This is a genomic window from Devosia faecipullorum (genome assembly GCF_015158295.1).
Classification (GTDB): Bacteria; Pseudomonadota; Alphaproteobacteria; order Rhizobiales; family Devosiaceae; genus Devosia; species Devosia faecipullorum.
On sequence record NZ_JACDXV010000001.1, the window covers coordinates 163635 to 182371 of the forward strand.

Genomic DNA, 18737 nt, shown 5'->3' on the forward strand with positions numbered 1-18737 from the left:
TCAGAGTTTGATCCTGGCTTCCGGGAGGCCCGGAACATCCAGATCGATGAAGAACACGCCGCCAGCGACCTTTTCGGCTGCAAGTTGCTCGGCGGAGAGGGTCTTGTTGGCGGTGGTGATGAACAGGCGCTTCAGATCCTTGCCGCCAAAGGCGGGGCAGGTGGCCTGGCTGACCGGCACCTCGACGATGCGATCGATGGAGCCGTCCGGCGCGTAGCGGATGACGCAATTGCCGCCCCAGCGTGCGTTCCAGATATAGCCCTGGCTATCGACCACGGCGCCATCGGGATAGCCGCGATGCTCCGAGACATCGGCAAACAGTGTCCATTCGCCGATGGGCATGCCGGTCGCCGGGTCGGTCTCGCATTTGAGGATTTTCTGCGTCGGTGTGTCGGTCCAATAGGCAATGCGGCCATCGGGGGAGAAACAGGTGGCGTTGGGAATAGCTGCCTCTGTCCGGATCCGCGTCAGTTTCCCGGTCCGATAGTGATAGACCGCCCCCTCCCTTGGCCCCTCGTCCTTGACCATGGTGCCGATCCAGAAGGCGCCGGAGGGATGCACGCGGCTGTCATTGGTCCGGTTAGTGGGGATGTCGGCCTCGATATCGACGATAGTCTGCATCGCGCCACTGGCCAGTTCGAATCGCTTGAGACCAGTTTCAGTGGCCAGCGCCAGACTGGTGTCATCGATGATGGCCGCAGCGGCCACGATCTCCTCGAAATGCCATTCTTTCGCGAGCACTCCGTCGGCGCCGGCAGCGAACAGCGTTCGATTGTTGATGTCGAACCAGAACAATTGCTGGCGGCCATCATGCCAGATCGGGCCTTCGCCCAGCGCGCATTGGCTGTCGATGAGCAGCTTCGCCGTGTCACTCATGCTTTGGCACCCCTGTCATAAGCGGCGACGGCCAGTGCCGCGCGCTCCGCCACGTCGTCGGCGTTCATTCCCGGTTTGTAGAGATAGCTGCCGAGGCCGAACCCGCTACAGCCGGCGGCGAAGAATTCGTGGAAATTGTCGGGATTGGCGCCGCCCACGGCATAGAGGGGCAGGGCAGGCGGCAGCACCGCTTTCATCGCCTTGATGCCCCTGGCGCCCAGCACCTCGGCAGGAAAGAACTTGAGGCCGGTCGCCCCGGCGCGAATGGCCGTGAACGCATCGGTCGGAGAGAACACGCCGGGATAGGATTTCAGGCCGAGCTGCACCGTTTCCGTGATGACATCCACATTGGTATCCGGCGAGACGATGAATGTGCCGCCGGCTCCGGCAACGGCTCGGACGTCCTCCGGCGACAGCACCGTTCCGGCACCGATCTCCGCGCGGGCCGACAGCGCCTTGGCCGCAAGTGCAATACTGTCCACGGCATTGGGCGAATTGAGCGGCACCTCGATCAAGGTGATCCCGGCTTCGGCGAGCACGGTGCAGACCGGAACCGCTTCGTCGGTGCGGATACCGCGCAGGATGGCGATGATATGGCGATGGTTCATGCTCTGCAGTCCTCAGGAAAAATGCTGGCGCGCGGCCTTAAGCCCGGCCAGAACGATCTCGGTCGCATCGACGGTGCGGCCGCTGGCGCCGGACATACCCAGCACCTCTTCATAAAGCGCGCAGAGCGTAGGCGATCCGATCAGCGGCACGGGATCGGTGCTGATCCGGTTACGGTTTGCGGCGATCTCGGTGCCGATCAATAGACCGGACAGGTAGCCGGCGCTCCAGTCCGGTTCCCGCCCTGACAGCAGGGCGCCGGCGCGGACACGAAACAATTGGCCGAGCAGATCGTCGGGTCGTTCCAGCCCGTCCGCAGCGCCAGCCTTGAAGCCTTGGGTGCGGCCCGGACCATCGAGTGGCCCCGTCAGGGAATGACGCAGCACCGAATGGGTCTTGAGCAGTTCGAACAATTCCCCGGTCATGGCGGTGGAGAAGTGCTCGATGCGGGTGCCCTCAAGTTGCGCCCATTTCGAATGGGTGCCCGGCATGCAGACAAGGCCGGAATAGTCTGGGTTGAGAGCGGCGAGGCCCAGAAGCTGCGTCTCCTCGCCACGCATGACGTTTTCGCCATTCTGGCGCTGGCAGACGCCGGGCAGGATGGCGACAGACAAATCCGACCCCGCCATGTCCGGGCGCACCGCATTGGCCGCGAGGTCGCGCAGATCGGCGGGGGCTTCGAGATAGGGCGCTTCGAGCCAGCCCTGGCGCGCGCCGGCCATGCCGCACACAAGCACCTCCATGGGGCCGGGCGGCAGCGTCAGCCGGCCGGCAATTTCGGCCAATGCGGCGGGAAATTCGGCCTGGCTCAGCTTGCCCATGCCCTTTTCCGAACTGGCGGACGACAGAATTGCGCCATCCGCACCGACTCCCCATGCTCGAAGATTGGAGGTGCCCCAATCCACTGCCACCCATGTCACATTCTTTGTCAAACTCGTTCCTCACTTGGCGCTGTCGTCCCGGCGGTGCGCGACCCTATCGGCGATGCCGGGATGAGGCCAGCCGATTCCAGCTCGCCGCGACAGTCATAGCGCGGGCCGCTTGCGCATGCTGCCGGGCCGGTAAGATCGGCTGCTCCCCAAGGCAGATTTTTAGCATCGCATCGCTGAATTTGGAATTGTATGATTTTTTCGGCAATTGGCGTTCACACAGCAATCTGGCGTGCTACACCTGTTTCAGCTTGGCCTCCAAGTCCGCCGGGCGGACATATTAGGATAAAGATGATGAGTGCAGACAATGGCGGCGCAGATGGCCGCAAGCTGAGATCGCGCGCCTGGTTTGATAACCCGGACAATCCCGACATGACGGCGCTCTATCTGGAGCGCTACATGAATTACGGCGTCTCGCGCGAAGAATTGCAGTCGGGCAAGCCGATCATCGGTATCGCCCAGACCGGCTCCGATCTCAGTCCGTGCAATCGTCATCACATGGTTCTGGCGGAGCGAGTGCGGGAAGGCATCCGCGAAGCCGGCGGCATCGCCATCGAGTTTCCGGTGCATCCGATCCAGGAGACCGGCAAGCGTCCGACGGCGGGCCTCGACCGCAACCTCGCCTATCTCGGCCTCGTGGAAGTGCTCTACGGCTATCCGCTCGACGGCGTGGTGCTGACCATCGGCTGCGACAAGACCACCCCGGCCATGCTGATGGGCGCGGCGACCGTCAATATTCCGGCCATCGCGCTCTCGGTCGGGCCCATGCTCAATGGCTGGCATAAGGGCGAGCGCACCGGCTCGGGCACCATCATCTGGAAGGCGCGGCAGATGCTGGCGGCCGGCGAGATCGACTATCCCAAATTCATCGAACTAGTCGCGTCTTCCGCGCCCTCCGCCGGCTATTGCAACACGATGGGCACGGCGACGACGATGAATTCGCTGGCCGAGGCGCTGGGCATGCAATTGCCCGGATCCGCCGCCATTCCGGCACCCTATCGCGACCGCCAGGAGATGGCATGGCGGACCGGCAAGCGTATCGTCGAGATGGTGCATGAAGACCTCAAGCCCTCCGATATCCTGACTAAGGACAATTTCCTCAACGCCATCGTGGTCAATTCCGCCATCGGCGGCTCGACCAATGCGCCGATCCACATCAATGCCATTGCCCGCCATATCGGCGTCGATCTCAATATCGAGGAATGGCAGCAGCACGGGCTGAAGGTGCCACTCCTCGTCAACCTGCAGCCTGCCGGCGAATATCTCGGCGAGGACTATTATCATGCTGGCGGCGTGCCGGCGGTGGTCAATGAATTGATGCAGCAAGGGCTCATTCACGAGGATGCGCCGACCGTCAATGGCAGAACCATCGGCGAAAATTGCCGCCAGACGGTGATCGAGGACGACAAGGTCATCCGGCATTTCGACAATCCGATGAAGGCCGAGGCCGGATTCCTGGTGCTGCGCGGCAATCTCTTCGACAATGCCATCATGAAGACCAGCGTGATCAGCGCCGAGTTCCGCGAACGCTATCTTAGCGATCCGGCCCATCCCGGCATGTTCGAGGGCAAGGCCGTGGTGTTCGACGGGCCGGAAGATTACCACCGGCGCATCGACGATCCTGCGCTGGAGATCGACGAGCATACCCTGTTGTTCATGCGCGGCGCCGGGCCGATCGGCTATCCGGGCGCGGCGGAAGTGGTCAACATGCGGCCGCCCGATTACCTGATCAAGCAGGGCGTGTCCTCGCTGGCCTGTATCGGTGACGGGCGCCAGTCCGGCACTTCCGGTTCGCCCTCGATCCTCAATGCGTCGCCCGAAGCGGCGGCCGGTGGCAATCTTGCCATCCTCAAGACCGGAGACATGGTGCGCATCGACCTCAACAGGGGCGAGGCCAATATCCTGATCTCCGATGCCGAAATCGAACAGCGCCGTCGTGTATTGGACGAAGCTGGTGGGTATCAATATCCCCGGCATCAGACGCCCTGGCAGGAAATCCAGCGCGGCCTGGTCGATCAACTCGGCAGCGGCGCCGTATTGCGGCCCGCGGTCAAGTATCAGCGCATTGCCCAGACGGAAGGCCTGCCGCGCGACAACCACTGATCATTTGGCTGTCTGCCTTGGGTCGGCCCTGTCGTTCGGGCCGGTCTTTTCGGGATGGGACAGAGGCATGACGAAACGCCGGCCGGCGAAGTGCCTCCGGGTTTGCTGTGGAGAGAGACCGCCATTCGAGCTTGGCGCTCATGGCCTTCTCGTTTCATATCGGTCCACCGGACCGATATGTCGGCTTCGCCGCACAACTCGAAATGGTTGCGGCGTGGGGCGAAATTCGCCTCGGTGCCGGTGGTCCGGCAAAGGTATAGGTTGAGGAAAACCTCGCCCCACGCACCGGCGGCTCGTTCGACGCGCTGGGCCCGGCGGAATTACGTCCGCTCCGATCCATGAGGGACTGCTTCGTCTTCGCCCTGCTGGCGACGTGGCAGCTGCCGATCCGGTGCAGCCGGAAGGGCCCGACATGGTTCCCCGGGGAGAGTACCGGGGGTCCGTCCATAGGCGCGAACGGAAGAAAGGCGACCCCTTCTCCATCCGGTCCCCCACACCGATTGTTCGTCGCGACCGCGCAGCCTGTGCAGGAGTGCGGATAATGTGCCTGAGGTTTCGGGGGAGGGGGATAGAGGGGATAAGTCTTGTTTCAATTCACGCAAGCCCGAGGATGACGAGCGAGGGTGAGAGTGTTTGTGAGTCCGATGGGACTCGGTGTTTTTTGAAGCTGCGGCCCCCCCCACCCTCGTTCCCTCCCCTCAAGGGGGAGGGAGGCGCGGGAGCGGCTGGAGCGAGAGAAGTTACGCCATCACAAGCAAAGAGGCAGCGAGCCGAGCGCGCTGAAGCGGCGCGACACTGGCTCGATCAATATTTCCGCAGCAATCCCACGAGTCGGCCTTGGACCTTGACGCGGTCCGGCGGGAAGATGCGGGTTTCGTAGGCGGGGTTGGCCGCTTCCAGCGCAATCGTGTCGCCCTTGCGACGGAGGCGCTTGAGAGTTGCTTCCTCGTCATCGACCAGGGCGACAATAATCTCGCCGGTCGATGCGCTTTCCTGCTTCTTGATCAGGACCGTATCGCCATCGAAAATACCGGCATCGATCATCGAATCGCCGCGCACTTCCAGGGCGTAATGCTCGCCCGCGCCCAGCATTTCGGGCGGCACGGCAATGGTGTGGGAATGGGTCTGGATCGCCTCGATCGGCGTACCGGCCGCGATCCGGCCCATGACCGGAATGGAAACCGGACGGGCATAATCGTCCTGCGCGCTGGCGCGGGATGGTGGTGAGGCCACCTTGCCCAGATTGCCTTCGATCACCGCAGGCTCGAAACGCGCCTTGCGGCCGCCCAGCGACGGGTTCATCGAATCGGGGAGCTTGATCACCTCCAGCGCCCGAGCCCGATTGGGCAGGCGGCGGATGAAGCCGCGTTCCTCGAGCGCGGTGATCAGCCTGTGGATGCCCGATTTGGACGCCAGATCGAGCGCGTCCTTCATCTCGTCAAAGGAGGGCGGGATACCGCTTTCCTTCATCCGTTCGTGGATGAACATCAGCAGTTCGTGTTGTTTGCGTGTCAGCATCGGCCCCAGACCCCAGAATCGGAACATAGACGGAACGACCATATCTGTTCCATTTATGTTCTGCAATAGCGCCGAAACTAGAAGGCGTCGATGGGCAGCACTTCAACGAAGGCCCCTGCGGGCTGGCCGGGATCACTTTCGGGCTGCACGATCAGCATGTCGGCATAGGCCAGCGAAGAGGTGTGACCGCTATCGGTCTGGGCGATGGGCATGACTTGCGGCCCGGAGGGCGTATGCAGCAGATTGGCGCGCATGAAATGGCGCCGGGCGCTGTTGGGCGGCGTCGGGCCGGCGAGGGGCAGGCGCCAGTGAGCCGGTTCGGCATAGCCCAGCCAGGCCCGCAATGCCGGCTTGATGAAGACAATGGCGGTGACCATGGCCGAGACCGGATTGCCCGGCAACCCGAAAACCAGGGTCTTGCCGCAAGTGCCGAACATCAACGGCTTGCCGGGACGCATATTGATCCGCCAGAAATCCAGCGTCACGCCGAGATCCTTCAAGGCGTCCTGAACCAGATCATGCTCACCCACCGAAGCGCCGCCGGTGGTGATCAGAATATCGGGCGAGGCCGCGAACGCCTCGGCGAGGCGCTGGCGGAGCAGGACAGGATCGTCAATGGCAATGCCCCAGTCATCCACGGCCTGGGCATAGGGGGAGAGCATCGGCGTGAGGCCAAAGCTGTTGGATGCCACGATCTGATCGGGAGCCAGCGCCGTACCGGGGAGAACCAGTTCGTCGCCGGTGGCGACGAGGCCGATGCGCGGCCGGCGAGCGACGGAAAGCGATGGCTGATTGGCGGCGGCGGCCACGGCAATCTGCATCGGCGTGAGACGCGATCCGGCCGCGACCAGCACATCACCCGTCATGAAGTCGTTACCCTTGGGCCGGACGCTGTGGCCGAGCCGGGCAGGGCCGGTGAAACGGACTAGGTCGCCATCCCGCACGGCTTCTTCCTGCATGATGACGGTGTCGGCACCCGGCGGCAGCGGCGCGCCGGTGAAAATGCGCACGGCTTCGCCCGGCCCGATCACGCCGGAAAAACGCGCCCCTGCCTGCGACATGCCCACAACGCGCAAGGCGACACCCTCGGCCACATCGGCGGCGCGCATGGCATAGCCATCCATGGCGCTGGCATCGAAAGGCGGCTGATCATGGGCGGCGATGATTGGCGCGGAGAGCACTCCGCCAGCGGCGGCGGTGAGGGGCACGGATTCCGACAGGGAGGAAGGAACCCGGGCGAGAATGGCTTGCAGCGCCTGTTCGACGGGCATCAGGCTCATGGCTGATGCACATAATCGCCCGACTTGCCGCCGGATTTCTCCAGCAGACGGATGTCGGAGACGACCATGCCCCGGTCGAGCGCCTTGGCCATGTCGTAAAGGGTGAGCGCAGCCGTCGAGGCGGCGACGAGTGCCTCCATCTCGACGCCGGTCTGTCCATTGGTTTCCGCGCTGGCGAGGATTTTGATGCTGGCGGCGCCGTCCCCGGCAATGTCCACACTGACTTTGGTGAGCGGGATGGGATGGCAGAGCGGGATCAGTTCGGCGGTTTTCTTGGCCGCCATAATGCCAGCGATGCGGGCAGCGGCCAGGGCGTCGCCCTTTTTCATGTCGCCAGCCAATATGGCGGCAATGGTGGCTTCCGCGCCGCTGATCCGCGCCTGGGCAACGGCGCGGCGGCGCGTGACCGACTTGTCGCCGATGTCGACGATATGGGCCTCGCCCCGCTCGTTGAGATGCGTGAGGCTCCCCGACACGGTCAGTGTCCCGTTTCGGCCGCGCCCATCAGCAGCGTCCGCGTGGCGGCGACAACATCGTTCTGCCGCATCAGGCTTTCACCGACGAGAAAGGTGCCGACATTGCAGCGCTCATCGAGCATTTTGATATGTTCGTGGGTCATGATGCCGCTTTCGCTGACCAGCAGCACATCGTCGGGAACGCCGGCGGCCAGCGTGACCGTCGTTTCCAGCGTCGTCTCGAAGGTGCGCAGATTGCGATTGTTGATGCCGATGAACTTGGCGTCGAGCGCCAGCGCCCGATCAAGTTCGAGTTGGTCATGCACTTCGACAAGGGCGTCCATGCCCCATTCCTGCGCGGAATCGAGCAGATAGCGGGCGGCATCGTCGTCCACGGCGGCGAGGATGACGAGAATGCAATCGGCACCCCAGGAGCGCGCCTCGGCGACCTGATAGGTCTCGAACAGGAAATCCTTGCGCAGGACCGGCAGGCTGGTCGCGGCGCGGGCCTCGATCATATAGCTCGGAGAGCCCTGAAAGCTGGGACGGTCCGTCAGCACGGAAAGGCAGGCGGCGCCGGCCGTTTCGTAATCCCGGGCAATCGCGGCGGGGTTGAAATCGGCACGGATCAGGCCCTTGGAGGGGCTGGCCTTTTTCACCTCCGCGATGAGGGCATATTCGCCCCTCGCGCGTTTGTCCTTGATCGCCTTGACGAAGCCGCGCGGCGCCGGTTGGTCATGCGCAGCCGCGACTACTTCGGCCCAGGGCCGCATGGACTTGGCGGAGGCAATCTCCTCGCGCTTATAGGCTTCGATCTGCTTGAGAATATCGGTCATTCCGCTCGTCCGTTCGATGCCGCCACCAGGCGGGCGAGTGTTGTCTTGGCCTTGCCCTTGTCGATGGTCTCGCGCGCCAAGGCAATGCCATCCTCGATGGTTTCAACCTTGTCGGCGACCAATAGGGCCGCGCCGGCATTGAGAAGCACCGTATCACGGTAGGCGCCCGGAGCCCCCTCGAACAAAGCGAGGATGGCCGCGGCATTGTCGGCGGGCTCGCCGCCCAGCAAGTCTTTGGGATCGGTGAGTGAGAGGCCGACCTTTTCGGGGTGAATTTCAAAGCTGCGCAAATCGCCGTTGGCGATCTGGGCGACGAAATTGGGGCCGGAAGTGGAAAGCTCGTCCAGCCCTTCGCTGGAATGGACCACCCAGGCCTTGATGGCGCGATTGGCCAGCAGCGCCGCCGCCACCGGCTCCACCCATTCCTGCGCATAAACGCCGAGCAGGTAACGGCGAACTCCGGCAGGATTGGATTGGGGGCCGAGAAGGTTGAAGAGGGTCCGCACCCCCAGTTCCGCCCGGGCGGGGCCGACATGGCGCATTGCGGGGTGGTGGTTGGGCGCGAACATGAAGCCGATATTGGCCTCGGCAATGGTCTTGCCGATCTGCTCCGGCGTCAGGTCGAGCCTGACGCCCAGGGCTTCTAGGGCCTGGGAGGAGCCTGATTTGGACGACAAGGCCTTGTTGCCGTGCTTGGCGACCGGCACGCCCGCAGCGGCCACGACCAGGGCGGTGGCGGTGGAAATATTGAGGCTGCCGACGCCGTCGCCGCCCGTGCCCACGATGTCGATGGCGTTTTCGGGCGCGATGACCGGCACCATCTGCTCGCGCAGGATGGAGACGGCGGCGGCGATTTCGCCGACGCTCTCACCCTTGATGCGCATGCCCATGAGAAAGGCGCCGATCTGGGCCGAACTGGCCTCGCCGCCCATGATGATTCGCATCACCGAGCGCATTTCCTCGCCGGTCAGATCCTTACGGTCCGCGATTTTGCCGAGAGCTTGCCTGATGTCCATCACGCGGCCTTTTCCAAGTTGAAATCGCGCGCAATGTTGAGGAAATTCTGTAGCAGCGCGTGGCCGTTCTCGGAGGCGATGCTTTCGGGATGGAATTGCACGCCATGCAGGGGCAGGCTCTTGTGCTGCATGCCCATGACGAGGCCGTCATCGGTGGTTGCCGTGACCTCCAGAACATCGGGCAGGGTCTCCGCGCTGACGATCAGCGAGTGATAGCGCGTGGCTTCAAATCCGGCGTTGAGGCCACGGAAAATGCCCTTGCCATTGTGATTGATGCGGCTGGTCTTGCCGTGGAACAGGCTCGGCGCGCGGATGACTTCGCCGCCCAGCGCCTGGCCCATGGCCTGATGGCCAAGGCAGACGCCCAGCATGGGAATGTCCGCCTTGAAGCGATCGATGACCGCAAGGCAGATGCCGGCCTCGTTCGGCGTGCACGGACCGGGCGAAAGCACGATGGCCTCCGGCGCCATGGCGGCAATTTCATCAAGCGTAATCTTGTCGTTACGTCTGACGCAGATGTCCGCGCCCAGTTCGCCAAGGAAATGGACGAGATTGTAGGTGAAACTGTCGTAATTATCGATGACGAGAATCTTGGTCATTTTGGCTCGGTCCTCAGTAGGCTGTTTCTAACCAAAGGGGCATTGCGGCCAGCGCAGCGATCCCTGTTTTCAGAACCAGCCCCGCCATCGATTTGACGATCTCTCAATGACGTCACCACGGGACCTCTCCCTATGGTCCATGCGATGCGGCATCGAGCCATGGATTGTCCGGACCGGCCGGGCAATGACGGTGAAGGGAAGCATGGTAGACGTCTGCGCTGCCATCATTGCCCCAAACCTGCCTCGCCGGCATAGCGTAGCGCTTCTTCGGCGGCGCTGAAAAGGGCGCGCGCCTTGTTCTCGCATTCGAGTTGCTCAAGCTCCGGCTTGCTGTCGGCGACGATACCGGCGCCGGACTGCACATATAGCGTGTTGTCCTTGACGATGCCGGTGCGCAACACAATGCAGGTATCCAAGGTGCCGTCGGCGCCGAAATAGCCGACACAACCGCCATAAATGCCACGGCGCGACTTTTCCAGCTCGTCGATGATCTCCATGGCCCGCACCTTCGGCGCGCCGGAAACCGTGCCCGCCGGGAAGCCCGCCGAGAGGGCATCGACGAAATCATATTGCGGGTCCAGCACACCGACCACGTTGGAAACGATGTGCATGACGTGCGAATAATATTCGAGGAAGAACTTGTCCGTAACCTTGACCGTACCGGTCTTGGCGACGCGGCCCACATCGTTGCGGCCAAGATCGAGCAGCATCAGATGCTCGGACAATTCCTTGGGATCGGACAGGAGTTCTTCCGCCAGTTCCTTGTCCCGCGCCGGGCTGTCTCCGCGCTTGCGGGTTCCGGCGATGGGTCGGATGGTCACGTCGCCGTCCTGCACGCGGACGAGGATTTCCGGGCTCGATCCGGCAATCGCGAAGCTGCCGAAATCAAGGAAATACATATAGGGGCTGGGATTGGTCCGCCGCAGCGCCCGGTAAAGCGCCGTCGGCGGCAGGGTAAAATCGGCCGAGAAGCGCTGGCTCAGCACGACCTGGAAAATATCCCCGGCGCTGATGTAGTCCTTGGCGCGCGCCACCATGCTGAAATAGTCGTCTCGGGACGTATTGCTGGTGACGGCAATGGATTCGAGATCGGTCAGCGCGGGACTGGTGGGCAGGGCCCTTGACAGCCGGGATATGGCGTCGTCGATGCGGCTTTCTGCGGCCTCCAGCGCCTGCGCGGCGGTGACGCCGGCGCGGACATAGGCGGGGGCGGTCAGGTAAAGCTCGTCCTTGACCGTATCGAAAATGGCGAGCAGCGATGGCCGCATCAGGATTGCTTCTGGCGTCTGCAGATCGTCCGGATTGCCGTTCGGCAGCACTTCCATGTAGCGGACCATCTCATAGCCGAGATAGCCATAAATGCCCGCCGATTGCGGCGGCAGGCCAGCCGGCATCTCGATCCGGCTTTCGGCCACGAGGGCGCGCAGTGCATCGAGCGGCATGTCATCCAGCGGCTCGAAAGCCTCGGGAGCCGATTGCGCCGAGCGATTGATCGCCGCCTTGCCGTCTTCGACCTTGAGGATCAGGTCGGGCAACAGGCCGATGATGGAATAACGGCCGCGCGTGGTGCCATCCTGAACGCTTTCCAGCAGGAAGGAATGCGTACGCCCGGCCGCGAGCTTGAGATAGGTGCCGATCGGCGTTTCCAGGTCGGCCACGACGCGACGCCAGACGATTCCAGACTTTCCGGCGTCATATTGCGCGGCAAAGGTCTTGGAAAAGTCGTCGTCCATTTTGGTCTGGTTCCGTGTTCTGGCTCGGCCTATTCGCCGAAATTTTGGATAAGCAGCTGATTGAGCGCCTGCTGGTTGACCCGCAACCCGGCATCGTCGCGCAGGGCCGAGACGAATTCGGCATAGAAACCATTGCGGGCTTCGTTGCCGAGGCTGGCAAGGATCTGTGCGTCGAGGGCGTCAGCCGGGGCGGCATTGTCCACCACGTCAAAGATGATGAACTCGCCGCTTTCGCTGACCACCGATCCCTTGTGGCCCGGGCCGCCGGCAAAGACCGCCGAGGCCAGCGTGCCGTCGATGAAGCCATCGTCGGAGCCGAAACGGGTAAAGGGGGTGCTGATCTGGGGGAATGTATTCAGCTCGAAGGCAATATCCGCCAGCGCCTCGCCGTTCTCCAACCGGGTGACCACAGTCTCGGACAGTGCCAGAAGAGCCTCGTTGACGCGCTGCTCGGTAATGGCGGCGACGATGGCGTCACGCACCTCGTCCAGCGTCTGGTCGCGGGCAGGCTCGACATTTTTGAGGTCGAACCACAGATGCGCATTGCCGCCCAGCGCTACGGAAGGAAGCAATTGCCCGTCCTGGGCCCTGAAAATCGCCTGAGCCACGCGGGCATAGTCGGTCGGGGCCAGATTGGGCAGGGCGGACAGTTCCGCGCCCGAAGCGGTGACATCGATCTCGTAAACGTCAAGGCCGAACCGGTCGCCGATGGCGTCGAGAGGCTGGAAGGCAGCCCGCAATTCCTCGATCTGGTCGAGAACGTCGTTGATTTCGGTCCGGGCTGCGGCGGTGCCGAGGCGCGCGACGATGTCGGCGCGGGCTTCTTCCAGCGTCGGCTGGCCCTGGGATTCGATGGCGGCGACATGCACGGCGCGCTTGCCGCCAATGCCGGCGATAATGGCGAATTCGCCTTCGGCAAGGCCGAATGCAGCCTCGGCCAACCTTGCATCGGTCACCTGGCTCCGCGCCAGGGTACCAAGACTGGTGGGGGTAACGCCGGCTTCGGCGATCAGCGCGCCGAAATCAGTGCCCGCAGCGAGCCCTGCTTCAAACTGCGCCTCGCGCTCCGGTGTATTGAGGACCACCTGTTCGATGGTGCGGCGCTCGGGCGTGGTCATCGTATCCTTGACCCGCTCGAACTCGGCGGCAATCTCGGCCTCCTCGAAGGTCCGGGTCGCAGCAAGCGAGGCGAGAGACAGGTCGAGCAATTGCACCTTGCGCGTCTCGACAGTGCGATATTCGCCCTGATGCTCGGTGAGATAGGCCGAAAGCTCGGCTTCGGTCGGCTCGGCAGGCGTTTCGATATTGGTCTCGCCCAGCGCGATATAATCGATCGTGCGCGTCGCCGAAGCATAATCGGTAACCAGTTCGATGGCCACCGAAGGCAGGCCGATATTGGCAAAGAGCGAGTCGGTGAGCTGGTCGCGCTTGGCCTCGTCGCCGCGCACGGCGAAATATTCGGCCTCGGTCCAGCCGGCGCGTTGCAGCGTCTGCGAGAAAATTGCCGGCTCAAACGTGCCAAGCGTGCCCTGGAACGAGGGATCTTCGCGCAGCATCTGCCCCAGCTTTGCATCGGACACACCAAGCCCGAACTGATCAGCAAGGCCGTCCAGTGCCGCGCCTTCCGACAGGCCCAGCAGCACTGCGGTAGGAATGCCCATCGCTTGCGCCTGGCTGGTGGTGGGAATGGTGCCGATCTGGCTCGACAGGGCGTTGACCTGGCTCTGATAGGCCCGCAGGAATTGCCGCGCGCTGATCTCTTCGTTTCCGACGCGGGCGACATTGCTGCTGCCCAGATCGACGATCACATTATTGATGCCGAAGCCCGCGACGCCGACAAGGAGAAATGCGCCAAGAATTTTTCCCGGCCAGGATTTTGCAAAATCACGCAAACCATCGAGCATTTCAAACGTTCCAGTTTGGGGTCATAGCCTTTACCCAAGGGCAGGGGCCGGACTAGTAAGACAATTCGACTGCCGGGGTTAGGACAAAGCCCTCTCCGGCGCAAGAGGCAGGAGTAGCAAGATTGACGACCATTTCACCGCTGATCGCCGGAAACTGGAAGATGAACGGGCTCACCCACTCGCTGGAAGAGCTTGCTGAACTGGCGCGTCTGCTGACGGCCGGCGCTGCTCCGCGCGCCGTGGTTGCGATCTGCCCGCCCGCCACTTTGTTGGCAATCGTGGCGGCACAGGGCGCCTCAAGCGGCATTCTCGCTGGTGGCCAGGATTGCCACATGGCAGCATCGGGCGCCCATACCGGCGACATTTCGGCGGGAATGATCGCCGATACCGGTGCGCAATTCGTCATCGTGGGGCATTCCGAGCGCCGCGCTGACCACAACGAGACCGATGATGTGGTGCGCGCCAAGGCCGAAGCGGCCATCGGCGCCGGCCTCAAGCCGATCATATGCGTTGGGGAAACCGAAGCGCAGCGCGACGCCGGCGAAGCCGAATCCGTGGTGGCGGCGCAATTGGCCGGTTCCATTCCCGATGCCGCCGAACAGCACGAAGTCGTTATCGCCTATGAGCCGGTCTGGGCCATCGGCACCGGGCGTACGCCGACGCTTGAAGACATCGCTGCCATGCATGCCTCCATCCGCTCTAGGCTCGAGGGCCGCTTCGGCGCTGACCACGCCGCCACTATCCGCATCCTCTACGGCGGGTCGATGAAACCGCAGAATGCCCGCGATATTCTGGCCATCGAAAACGTCAATGGCGGCCTTGTTGGTGGCGCGAGCCTCTTGGCAAAGGACTTCTATACGATTATCTCGGCTGTGTAGCTGAACGGAACGCTGTCCGGTTGGGGCGAATAATCGCCGCGACCGGCTGGTATTTGCCGTTAGAGGGGTGTATGACCCCCCATCCTTTCATAACCGGAGCTGGTGGCTTTTTCACCCGATCCGGCCTGACGCGAAGACAAGACCGACACATGGCCAATGCTCTGCTCGCCGCCTATCTGCTGATCGTATTGGCGCTGATCGTGGTAATCCTGATGCAGCGCTCCGAAGGTGGCGCGCTGGGCATAGGTGGCGGCAATAATGGCATGATGGCGCCGCGCGGGTCGGGCAATCTGATGACCCGCACCACGGCCATCCTTGCCACTCTGTTTTTTGCCTCGGCCATCGGGCTGACCCTGTTGAGCGAACTGGACCGCACGACGTCCGACATTCTTCGGAATGCCACGACGACGCCCGAGGGGCAGCAGCCGGCCACCGTTCTCGACGCGCTCGGCGCCATGCAGGGCGATCTGCCGATTCCTGCGCAGACGACCCCCGCCGCTCCGGCCGAGACCACCGGCACCGACCTGCCCGTGCCCGCCGCTCCCGCTGAGACCGAAATCACGCCCGACGCCGACACGATGATGGCGCCTGCGCCTGAAACGCCGTCCGCGCCGACGGGCAATTGATCCGCCGAAAGGCGTAACCGGAAAAGGGGATGGCGACATCCCCTTCTTCTTTTTGTGTAGAGCGGGCTTCCCACTCTGCGAATCGTTGTTGATATGCTTATGGTGATCGCCCATGGCTCGGTACGTTTTCATCACCGGAGGCGTGGTTTCCTCCCTTGGCAAAGGTCTCGCTTCGGCGGCGCTTGGCGCTGTGCTGCAGGCGCGCGGTTATAAGGTCCGCCTGCGCAAGCTCGACCCCTATCTCAATGTCGATCCGGGGACGATGTCGCCGACCCAGCATGGCGAGGTCTTCGTCACCGATGACGGCGCCGAGACCGACCTCGATCTGGGCCATTACGAGCGCTTCACCGGCCGTTCCGCCAACAAGCGCGACAATATCACGACGGGCCGCATCTATTCCGACCTGCTGGCCAAAGAGCGCCGCGGCGAATTTCTGGGCGCGACCGTGCAGGTCATTCCCCACGTTACCGACGCCATCAAGAACTTCGTTCTCGAAGACAATGAGGACTTCGATTTCGTTCTCGTCGAAATCGGCGGCACGGTCGGCGATATCGAGGGCCTGCCGTATTTCGAGGCCATTCGCCAGCTCGGCAATGATTTGCCGCGTGGCCACGCGGCCTATCTGCATCTGACGCTGATGCCCTACATCCCCTCGGCGGGAGAATTGAAGACCAAGCCGACCCAGCATTCGGTCAAGGAATTGCGCTCCATCGGCATCGCGCCCGATGTACTGCTGGTGCGTTGCGACCGGCCGATTCCCGAAGGTGAGAAGAAAAAGCTCAGCCTGTTCTGCAATGTCCGCGAAAGCGCGGTCATTCAGGGGCTGGACGTGTCTTCGATCTATGACGTGCCGCTGGCCTATCATCGCGAGGGGCTGGATCGCGAAATCCTTGCCGCCTTCGGCATCACCGACGCGCCGGAGCCCGATCTGTCGGCCTGGGAGGAAGTCTCGCAGCGCCTCCACAATCCCGAGGGCGAAGTCAATATCGCGATCGTGGGCAAATATACCGGTCTCAGGGACGCCTACAAATCGCTGTCGGAAGCCCTGTACCACGGCGGCATCGCCAACAAGGTCAAGGTCAATATCCAGTGGATCGATTCCGAGGTATTCGAGCGCGATGAACCGGCGCCCTATCTCGACCATGTCCATGGCATTCTCGTGCCCGGCGGTTTCGGCGAGCGCGGCTCGGCTGGCAAGATCGAAGCAGCCCGCTTCGCCCGCACCAAGGACGTACCCTATTTCGGCATCTGTTTCGGCATGCAGATGGCTTGCATCGAAGCGGCCCGCAATACGGCAGGCATCAAGAATGCATCCTCCACCGAATTCGGCCCGACCAAGGAGCCGGTGGTCGGCATGATGACCGAATGGGTGAAGGGCAACGAGACGCAAAGCCGCGCCTCGGACGGCGACCTGGGCGGCACGCTGCGCCTCGGCGCTTACCCGGCCCAGCTGACGCGCGGCTCGCGCGTGGCCGACATCTACGGCACGACCCGCATTTCGGAGCGCCATCGTCACCGCTATGAGGTGAATATGGATTACCGCAAGCTTCTAGAAAAGAACGGTCTTTTGTTCTCCGGCGTTTCGCCCGACGGCACGCTGCCAGAGATTGTGGAGCGCACGGATCATCCCTGGTTCATCGGCGTGCAATTCCACCCCGAACTCAAGTCCAGGCCGTTTGAGCCGCATCCGCTGTTCACCAGCTTCATCGCGGCGGCGATGGACCAGAGCCGGCTGGTCTGACCGGGCGGGGTTCTTGCCACGCAAGGGCAAGCCCGCTAAGCACTCGAGCTGACATTTCAAGACTATTCAGGACTGCCAAGTGAGCCTCGTCGATACCCGCACCCCCGACAAGAAGCGCCTGATTTCCGGTTCGACCGGCGATTGGGAAGTGATCATCGGCATGGAAGTGCATGCGCAGGTGACCAGCGAAAGCAAGCTGTTCTCCGGCTCATCTACCGAGTTCGGCAATCCTCCCAATGCCAATGTCAGCTTCGTGGATGCGGCCATGCCCGGCATGCTGCCGACCATCAACGAGGAATGCGTGCGCCAGGCCGTGCGCACCGGTCTTGGCCTCAAGGCCCAGATCAACAAGCGCTCAGTGTTCGACCGGAAGAATTATTTCTATCCCGACCTGCCGCAGGGCTATCAGATCTCCCAGTTCAAGGATCCCATTGTAGGCGAGGGCAAGGTGCTGCTCGACGTCGATGGCGAGCAGATCGAGATCGGCATCGAGCGGCTGCATCTGGAGCAGGACGCGGGCAAGTCGATCCACGACCAGCATCCGAACATGAGCTTCGTGGACCTGAACCGCTCCGGCGTGGCGCTGATGGAAATCGTCTCCAAGCCTGACCTGCGCTCGTCCGAGGAAGCCAAGGCCTATCTCTCCAAGCTGCGCACCATTCTGCGCTATCTGGGCACCTGCGACGGCAATATGGAGCAGGGCTCCATGCGCGCCGACGTCAACGTGTCGGTGCGTCGCCCGGGCGGTGAATTCGGTACGCGCTGCGAGATCAAGAACGTCAATTCCATCCGCTTTGCGGGCCAGGCCATCGAATATGAAGCCCGCCGCCAGATCGACATTCTGGAAGATGGCGGCTCGATCGATCAGGAAACCCGCCTGTTCGACCCCAAGAATGGCGAGACCCGGTCGATGCGCTCCAAGGAAGAAGCGCATGACTATCGCTATTTCCCCGATCCCGACCTGCTGCCGCTCGAATTCGACGATGCGTTCGTCGCCGGTCTCGCCAAAGACCTCCCTGAACTTCCCGACGAGAAGCAGGCGCGTTTCATTGCCGATTATGGCGTGACGCCATACGATTCCATGGTGCTGACGCTCGACCGCGAAACCGCCGATTATTACGAAGCCTGTGTCGGTCACGATGGAAGCAAGCGCGACGGCAAGGCCGTGGCCAATATCCTCAATGGTGACGTGGCGGCCTTTGCCAATAGCCAGGGCCTCGCCGTGTGGGAAACTCATCTCAAGCCGGCGCAGATCGCCGGGCTGGTCGATCTTATCGCCGGCGGCACGATTTCGTCCAAGGGCGGCAAGGACGTGCTGCAAATCCTGATCGCCGAGGAGCCGGAAGGCGAGCCGGCTGAAATCGTCGAGCGGCGCGGCCTCAAGCAGGTGACCGATCTGGGCGCCATCGAGAAGATCGTCGATGAGATCATCGCCGCCAATCCCGACCAGGTCGAGAAGGTCAAGGCCAAGCCGACCATGATCGGCTGGTTCGTCGGCCAGGCCATGAAGGCATCGGGCGGCAAGGCCAATCCGCAGGCGCTGAATGATCTCATGAAAGCCAAGCTCGGGATCGAATGATCCGGACCACAAGTTCATTTGCGAAGGGCCGCCCCAGCCGGGCGGCCCTTTCTATTTG

16 protein-coding genes are annotated in these 18737 nt (G+C 62.7%); 5 read left to right on the plus strand and 11 right to left on the minus strand.

The genetic code is table 11. The features are described 5' to 3' along the window. Genes H0482_RS00825 through H0482_RS00835 form a run of 3 tightly spaced genes read right to left on the minus strand, consistent with a single transcriptional unit; the run spans position 1 to position 2402 of the window. Positions 1-876, minus strand: a complete 876-nt coding sequence (locus tag H0482_RS00825) for an SMP-30/gluconolactonase/LRE family protein (RefSeq protein WP_193728141.1) — start codon at positions 874-876, stop codon at positions 1-3. After that, positions 873-1484 carry a 2-dehydro-3-deoxy-6-phosphogalactonate aldolase gene (locus tag H0482_RS00830; RefSeq protein WP_193728142.1) on the minus strand — a complete coding sequence of 204 codons (612 nt, stop codon included), beginning with the start codon at positions 1482-1484 and terminating at the stop codon, positions 873-875. The genes H0482_RS00825 and H0482_RS00830 overlap by 4 nt, the downstream gene beginning before the upstream one ends. 12 nt (positions 1485-1496) lie before the next feature. Then, positions 1497-2402 (minus strand): 2-dehydro-3-deoxygalactonokinase, encoded by a 906-nt coding sequence (locus tag H0482_RS00835; protein ID WP_330998204.1) that lies wholly within the window; start codon positions 2400-2402, stop codon positions 1497-1499. A gap of 303 nt (positions 2403-2705) precedes the next feature. On the opposite strand from H0482_RS00835, the gene H0482_RS00840 reads away from it, so the two are divergent. Beyond that, positions 2706-4514, plus strand: a complete 1809-nt coding sequence (locus H0482_RS00840; protein WP_193728144.1) for an IlvD/Edd family dehydratase — start codon at positions 2706-2708, stop codon at positions 4512-4514. An 804-nt stretch (positions 4515-5318) separates the two neighbouring features. Here H0482_RS00840 and lexA read toward each other — a convergent pair. The 8 genes from lexA to H0482_RS00880 all read right to left on the minus strand — a co-directional run bounded on the left by lexA (position 5319) and on the right by H0482_RS00880 (position 13855). Further along, positions 5319-6032 carry a transcriptional repressor LexA gene (gene lexA, locus H0482_RS00845; RefSeq protein ID WP_193729044.1) on the minus strand — a complete coding sequence of 238 codons (714 nt, stop codon included), beginning with the start codon at positions 6030-6032 and terminating at the stop codon, positions 5319-5321. 77 nt (positions 6033-6109) lie between these two features. Next, on the minus strand, positions 6110-7312 hold the full coding sequence (locus H0482_RS00850) for a molybdopterin molybdotransferase MoeA (protein ID WP_193728145.1): 1203 nt from the start codon (positions 7310-7312) through the stop codon (positions 6110-6112). Continuing rightward, the gene (moaC, locus tag H0482_RS00855; protein ID WP_193728146.1) at positions 7309-7788 is read right to left on the minus strand and encodes a cyclic pyranopterin monophosphate synthase MoaC; all 480 of its coding nucleotides are present in this window, start codon (positions 7786-7788) and stop codon (positions 7309-7311) included. Before moaC ends, H0482_RS00850 begins: the two co-directional genes overlap by 4 nt. Positions 7789-7790: 2 nt before the next feature. Beyond that, positions 7791-8603 carry an indole-3-glycerol phosphate synthase TrpC gene (gene trpC, locus H0482_RS00860; RefSeq protein ID WP_193728147.1) on the minus strand — a complete coding sequence of 271 codons (813 nt, stop codon included), beginning with the start codon at positions 8601-8603 and terminating at the stop codon, positions 7791-7793. Beyond that, positions 8600-9622 carry an anthranilate phosphoribosyltransferase gene (gene trpD / locus H0482_RS00865; RefSeq protein ID WP_193728148.1) on the minus strand — a complete coding sequence of 341 codons (1023 nt, stop codon included), beginning with the start codon at positions 9620-9622 and terminating at the stop codon, positions 8600-8602. The genes trpC and trpD overlap by 4 nt, the downstream gene beginning before the upstream one ends. After that, entirely contained in the window at positions 9619-10218 is a 600-nt protein-coding gene (locus tag H0482_RS00870) for an anthranilate synthase component II (RefSeq protein WP_193728149.1), read from the minus strand. The genes trpD and H0482_RS00870 overlap by 4 nt, the downstream gene beginning before the upstream one ends. Positions 10219-10442: 224 nt before the next feature. Continuing rightward, a complete protein-coding gene (trpE, locus tag H0482_RS00875) occupies positions 10443-11951 on the minus strand; it encodes an anthranilate synthase component I (RefSeq protein ID WP_193728150.1) in 1509 nt (502 codons plus the stop codon). A gap of 29 nt (positions 11952-11980) precedes the next feature. Beyond that, positions 11981-13855 (minus strand): peptidylprolyl isomerase, encoded by a 1875-nt coding sequence (locus H0482_RS00880; RefSeq protein WP_193728151.1) that lies wholly within the window; start codon positions 13853-13855, stop codon positions 11981-11983. Positions 13856-13977: 122 nt separating this feature from the next. Here H0482_RS00880 and tpiA point away from each other — a divergent pair, with 122 nt between their 5' ends. From tpiA to gatB, 4 genes are all read left to right on the plus strand, one after another. Further along, positions 13978-14733: a triose-phosphate isomerase gene (gene tpiA, locus H0482_RS00885; RefSeq protein ID WP_193728152.1), complete on the plus strand. Its 756-nt coding sequence runs from the start codon at positions 13978-13980 to the stop codon at positions 14731-14733. Positions 14734-14882: 149 nt separating this feature from the next. Continuing rightward, the gene (gene secG, locus H0482_RS00890; RefSeq protein WP_193728153.1) at positions 14883-15359 is read left to right on the plus strand and encodes a preprotein translocase subunit SecG; all 477 of its coding nucleotides are present in this window, start codon (positions 14883-14885) and stop codon (positions 15357-15359) included. Positions 15360-15471: 112 nt separating this feature from the next. Next, positions 15472-17100, plus strand: a complete 1629-nt coding sequence (locus H0482_RS00895) for a CTP synthase (RefSeq protein ID WP_193728154.1) — start codon at positions 15472-15474, stop codon at positions 17098-17100. A 79-nt stretch (positions 17101-17179) separates the two neighbouring features. Next, a complete protein-coding gene (gene gatB / locus H0482_RS00900) occupies positions 17180-18679 on the plus strand; it encodes an Asp-tRNA(Asn)/Glu-tRNA(Gln) amidotransferase subunit GatB (protein WP_193728155.1) in 1500 nt (499 codons plus the stop codon). Positions 18680-18737: the final 58 nt, after the last annotated feature.

Coding starts and splice junctions, on each gene's coding strand:
- H0482_RS00825 (WP_193728141.1), bottom strand. CDS start 876: ATGAGTGACACGGCGAAGCTGCTCATCGACAGCCAATGCGCGCTGGGC.
- H0482_RS00830 (WP_193728142.1), bottom strand. CDS start 1,484: ATGAACCATCGCCATATCATCGCCATCCTGCGCGGTATCCGCACCGAC.
- H0482_RS00840 (WP_193728144.1), top strand. CDS start 2,706: ATGAGTGCAGACAATGGCGGCGCAGATGGCCGCAAGCTGAGATCGCGC.
- lexA (WP_193729044.1), bottom strand. CDS start 6,032: ATGCTGACACGCAAACAACACGAACTGCTGATGTTCATCCACGAACGG.
- H0482_RS00850 (WP_193728145.1), bottom strand. CDS start 7,312: ATGAGCCTGATGCCCGTCGAACAGGCGCTGCAAGCCATTCTCGCCCGG.
- trpC (WP_193728147.1), bottom strand. CDS start 8,603: ATGACCGATATTCTCAAGCAGATCGAAGCCTATAAGCGCGAGGAGATT.
- H0482_RS00870 (WP_193728149.1), bottom strand. CDS start 10,218: ATGACCAAGATTCTCGTCATCGATAATTACGACAGTTTCACCTACAAT.
- trpE (WP_193728150.1), bottom strand. CDS start 11,951: ATGGACGACGACTTTTCCAAGACCTTTGCCGCGCAATATGACGCCGGA.
- H0482_RS00880 (WP_193728151.1), bottom strand. CDS start 13,855: ATGCTCGATGGTTTGCGTGATTTTGCAAAATCCTGGCCGGGAAAAATT.
- secG (WP_193728153.1), top strand. CDS start 14,883: ATGGCCAATGCTCTGCTCGCCGCCTATCTGCTGATCGTATTGGCGCTG.
- H0482_RS00895 (WP_193728154.1), top strand. CDS start 15,472: ATGGCTCGGTACGTTTTCATCACCGGAGGCGTGGTTTCCTCCCTTGGC.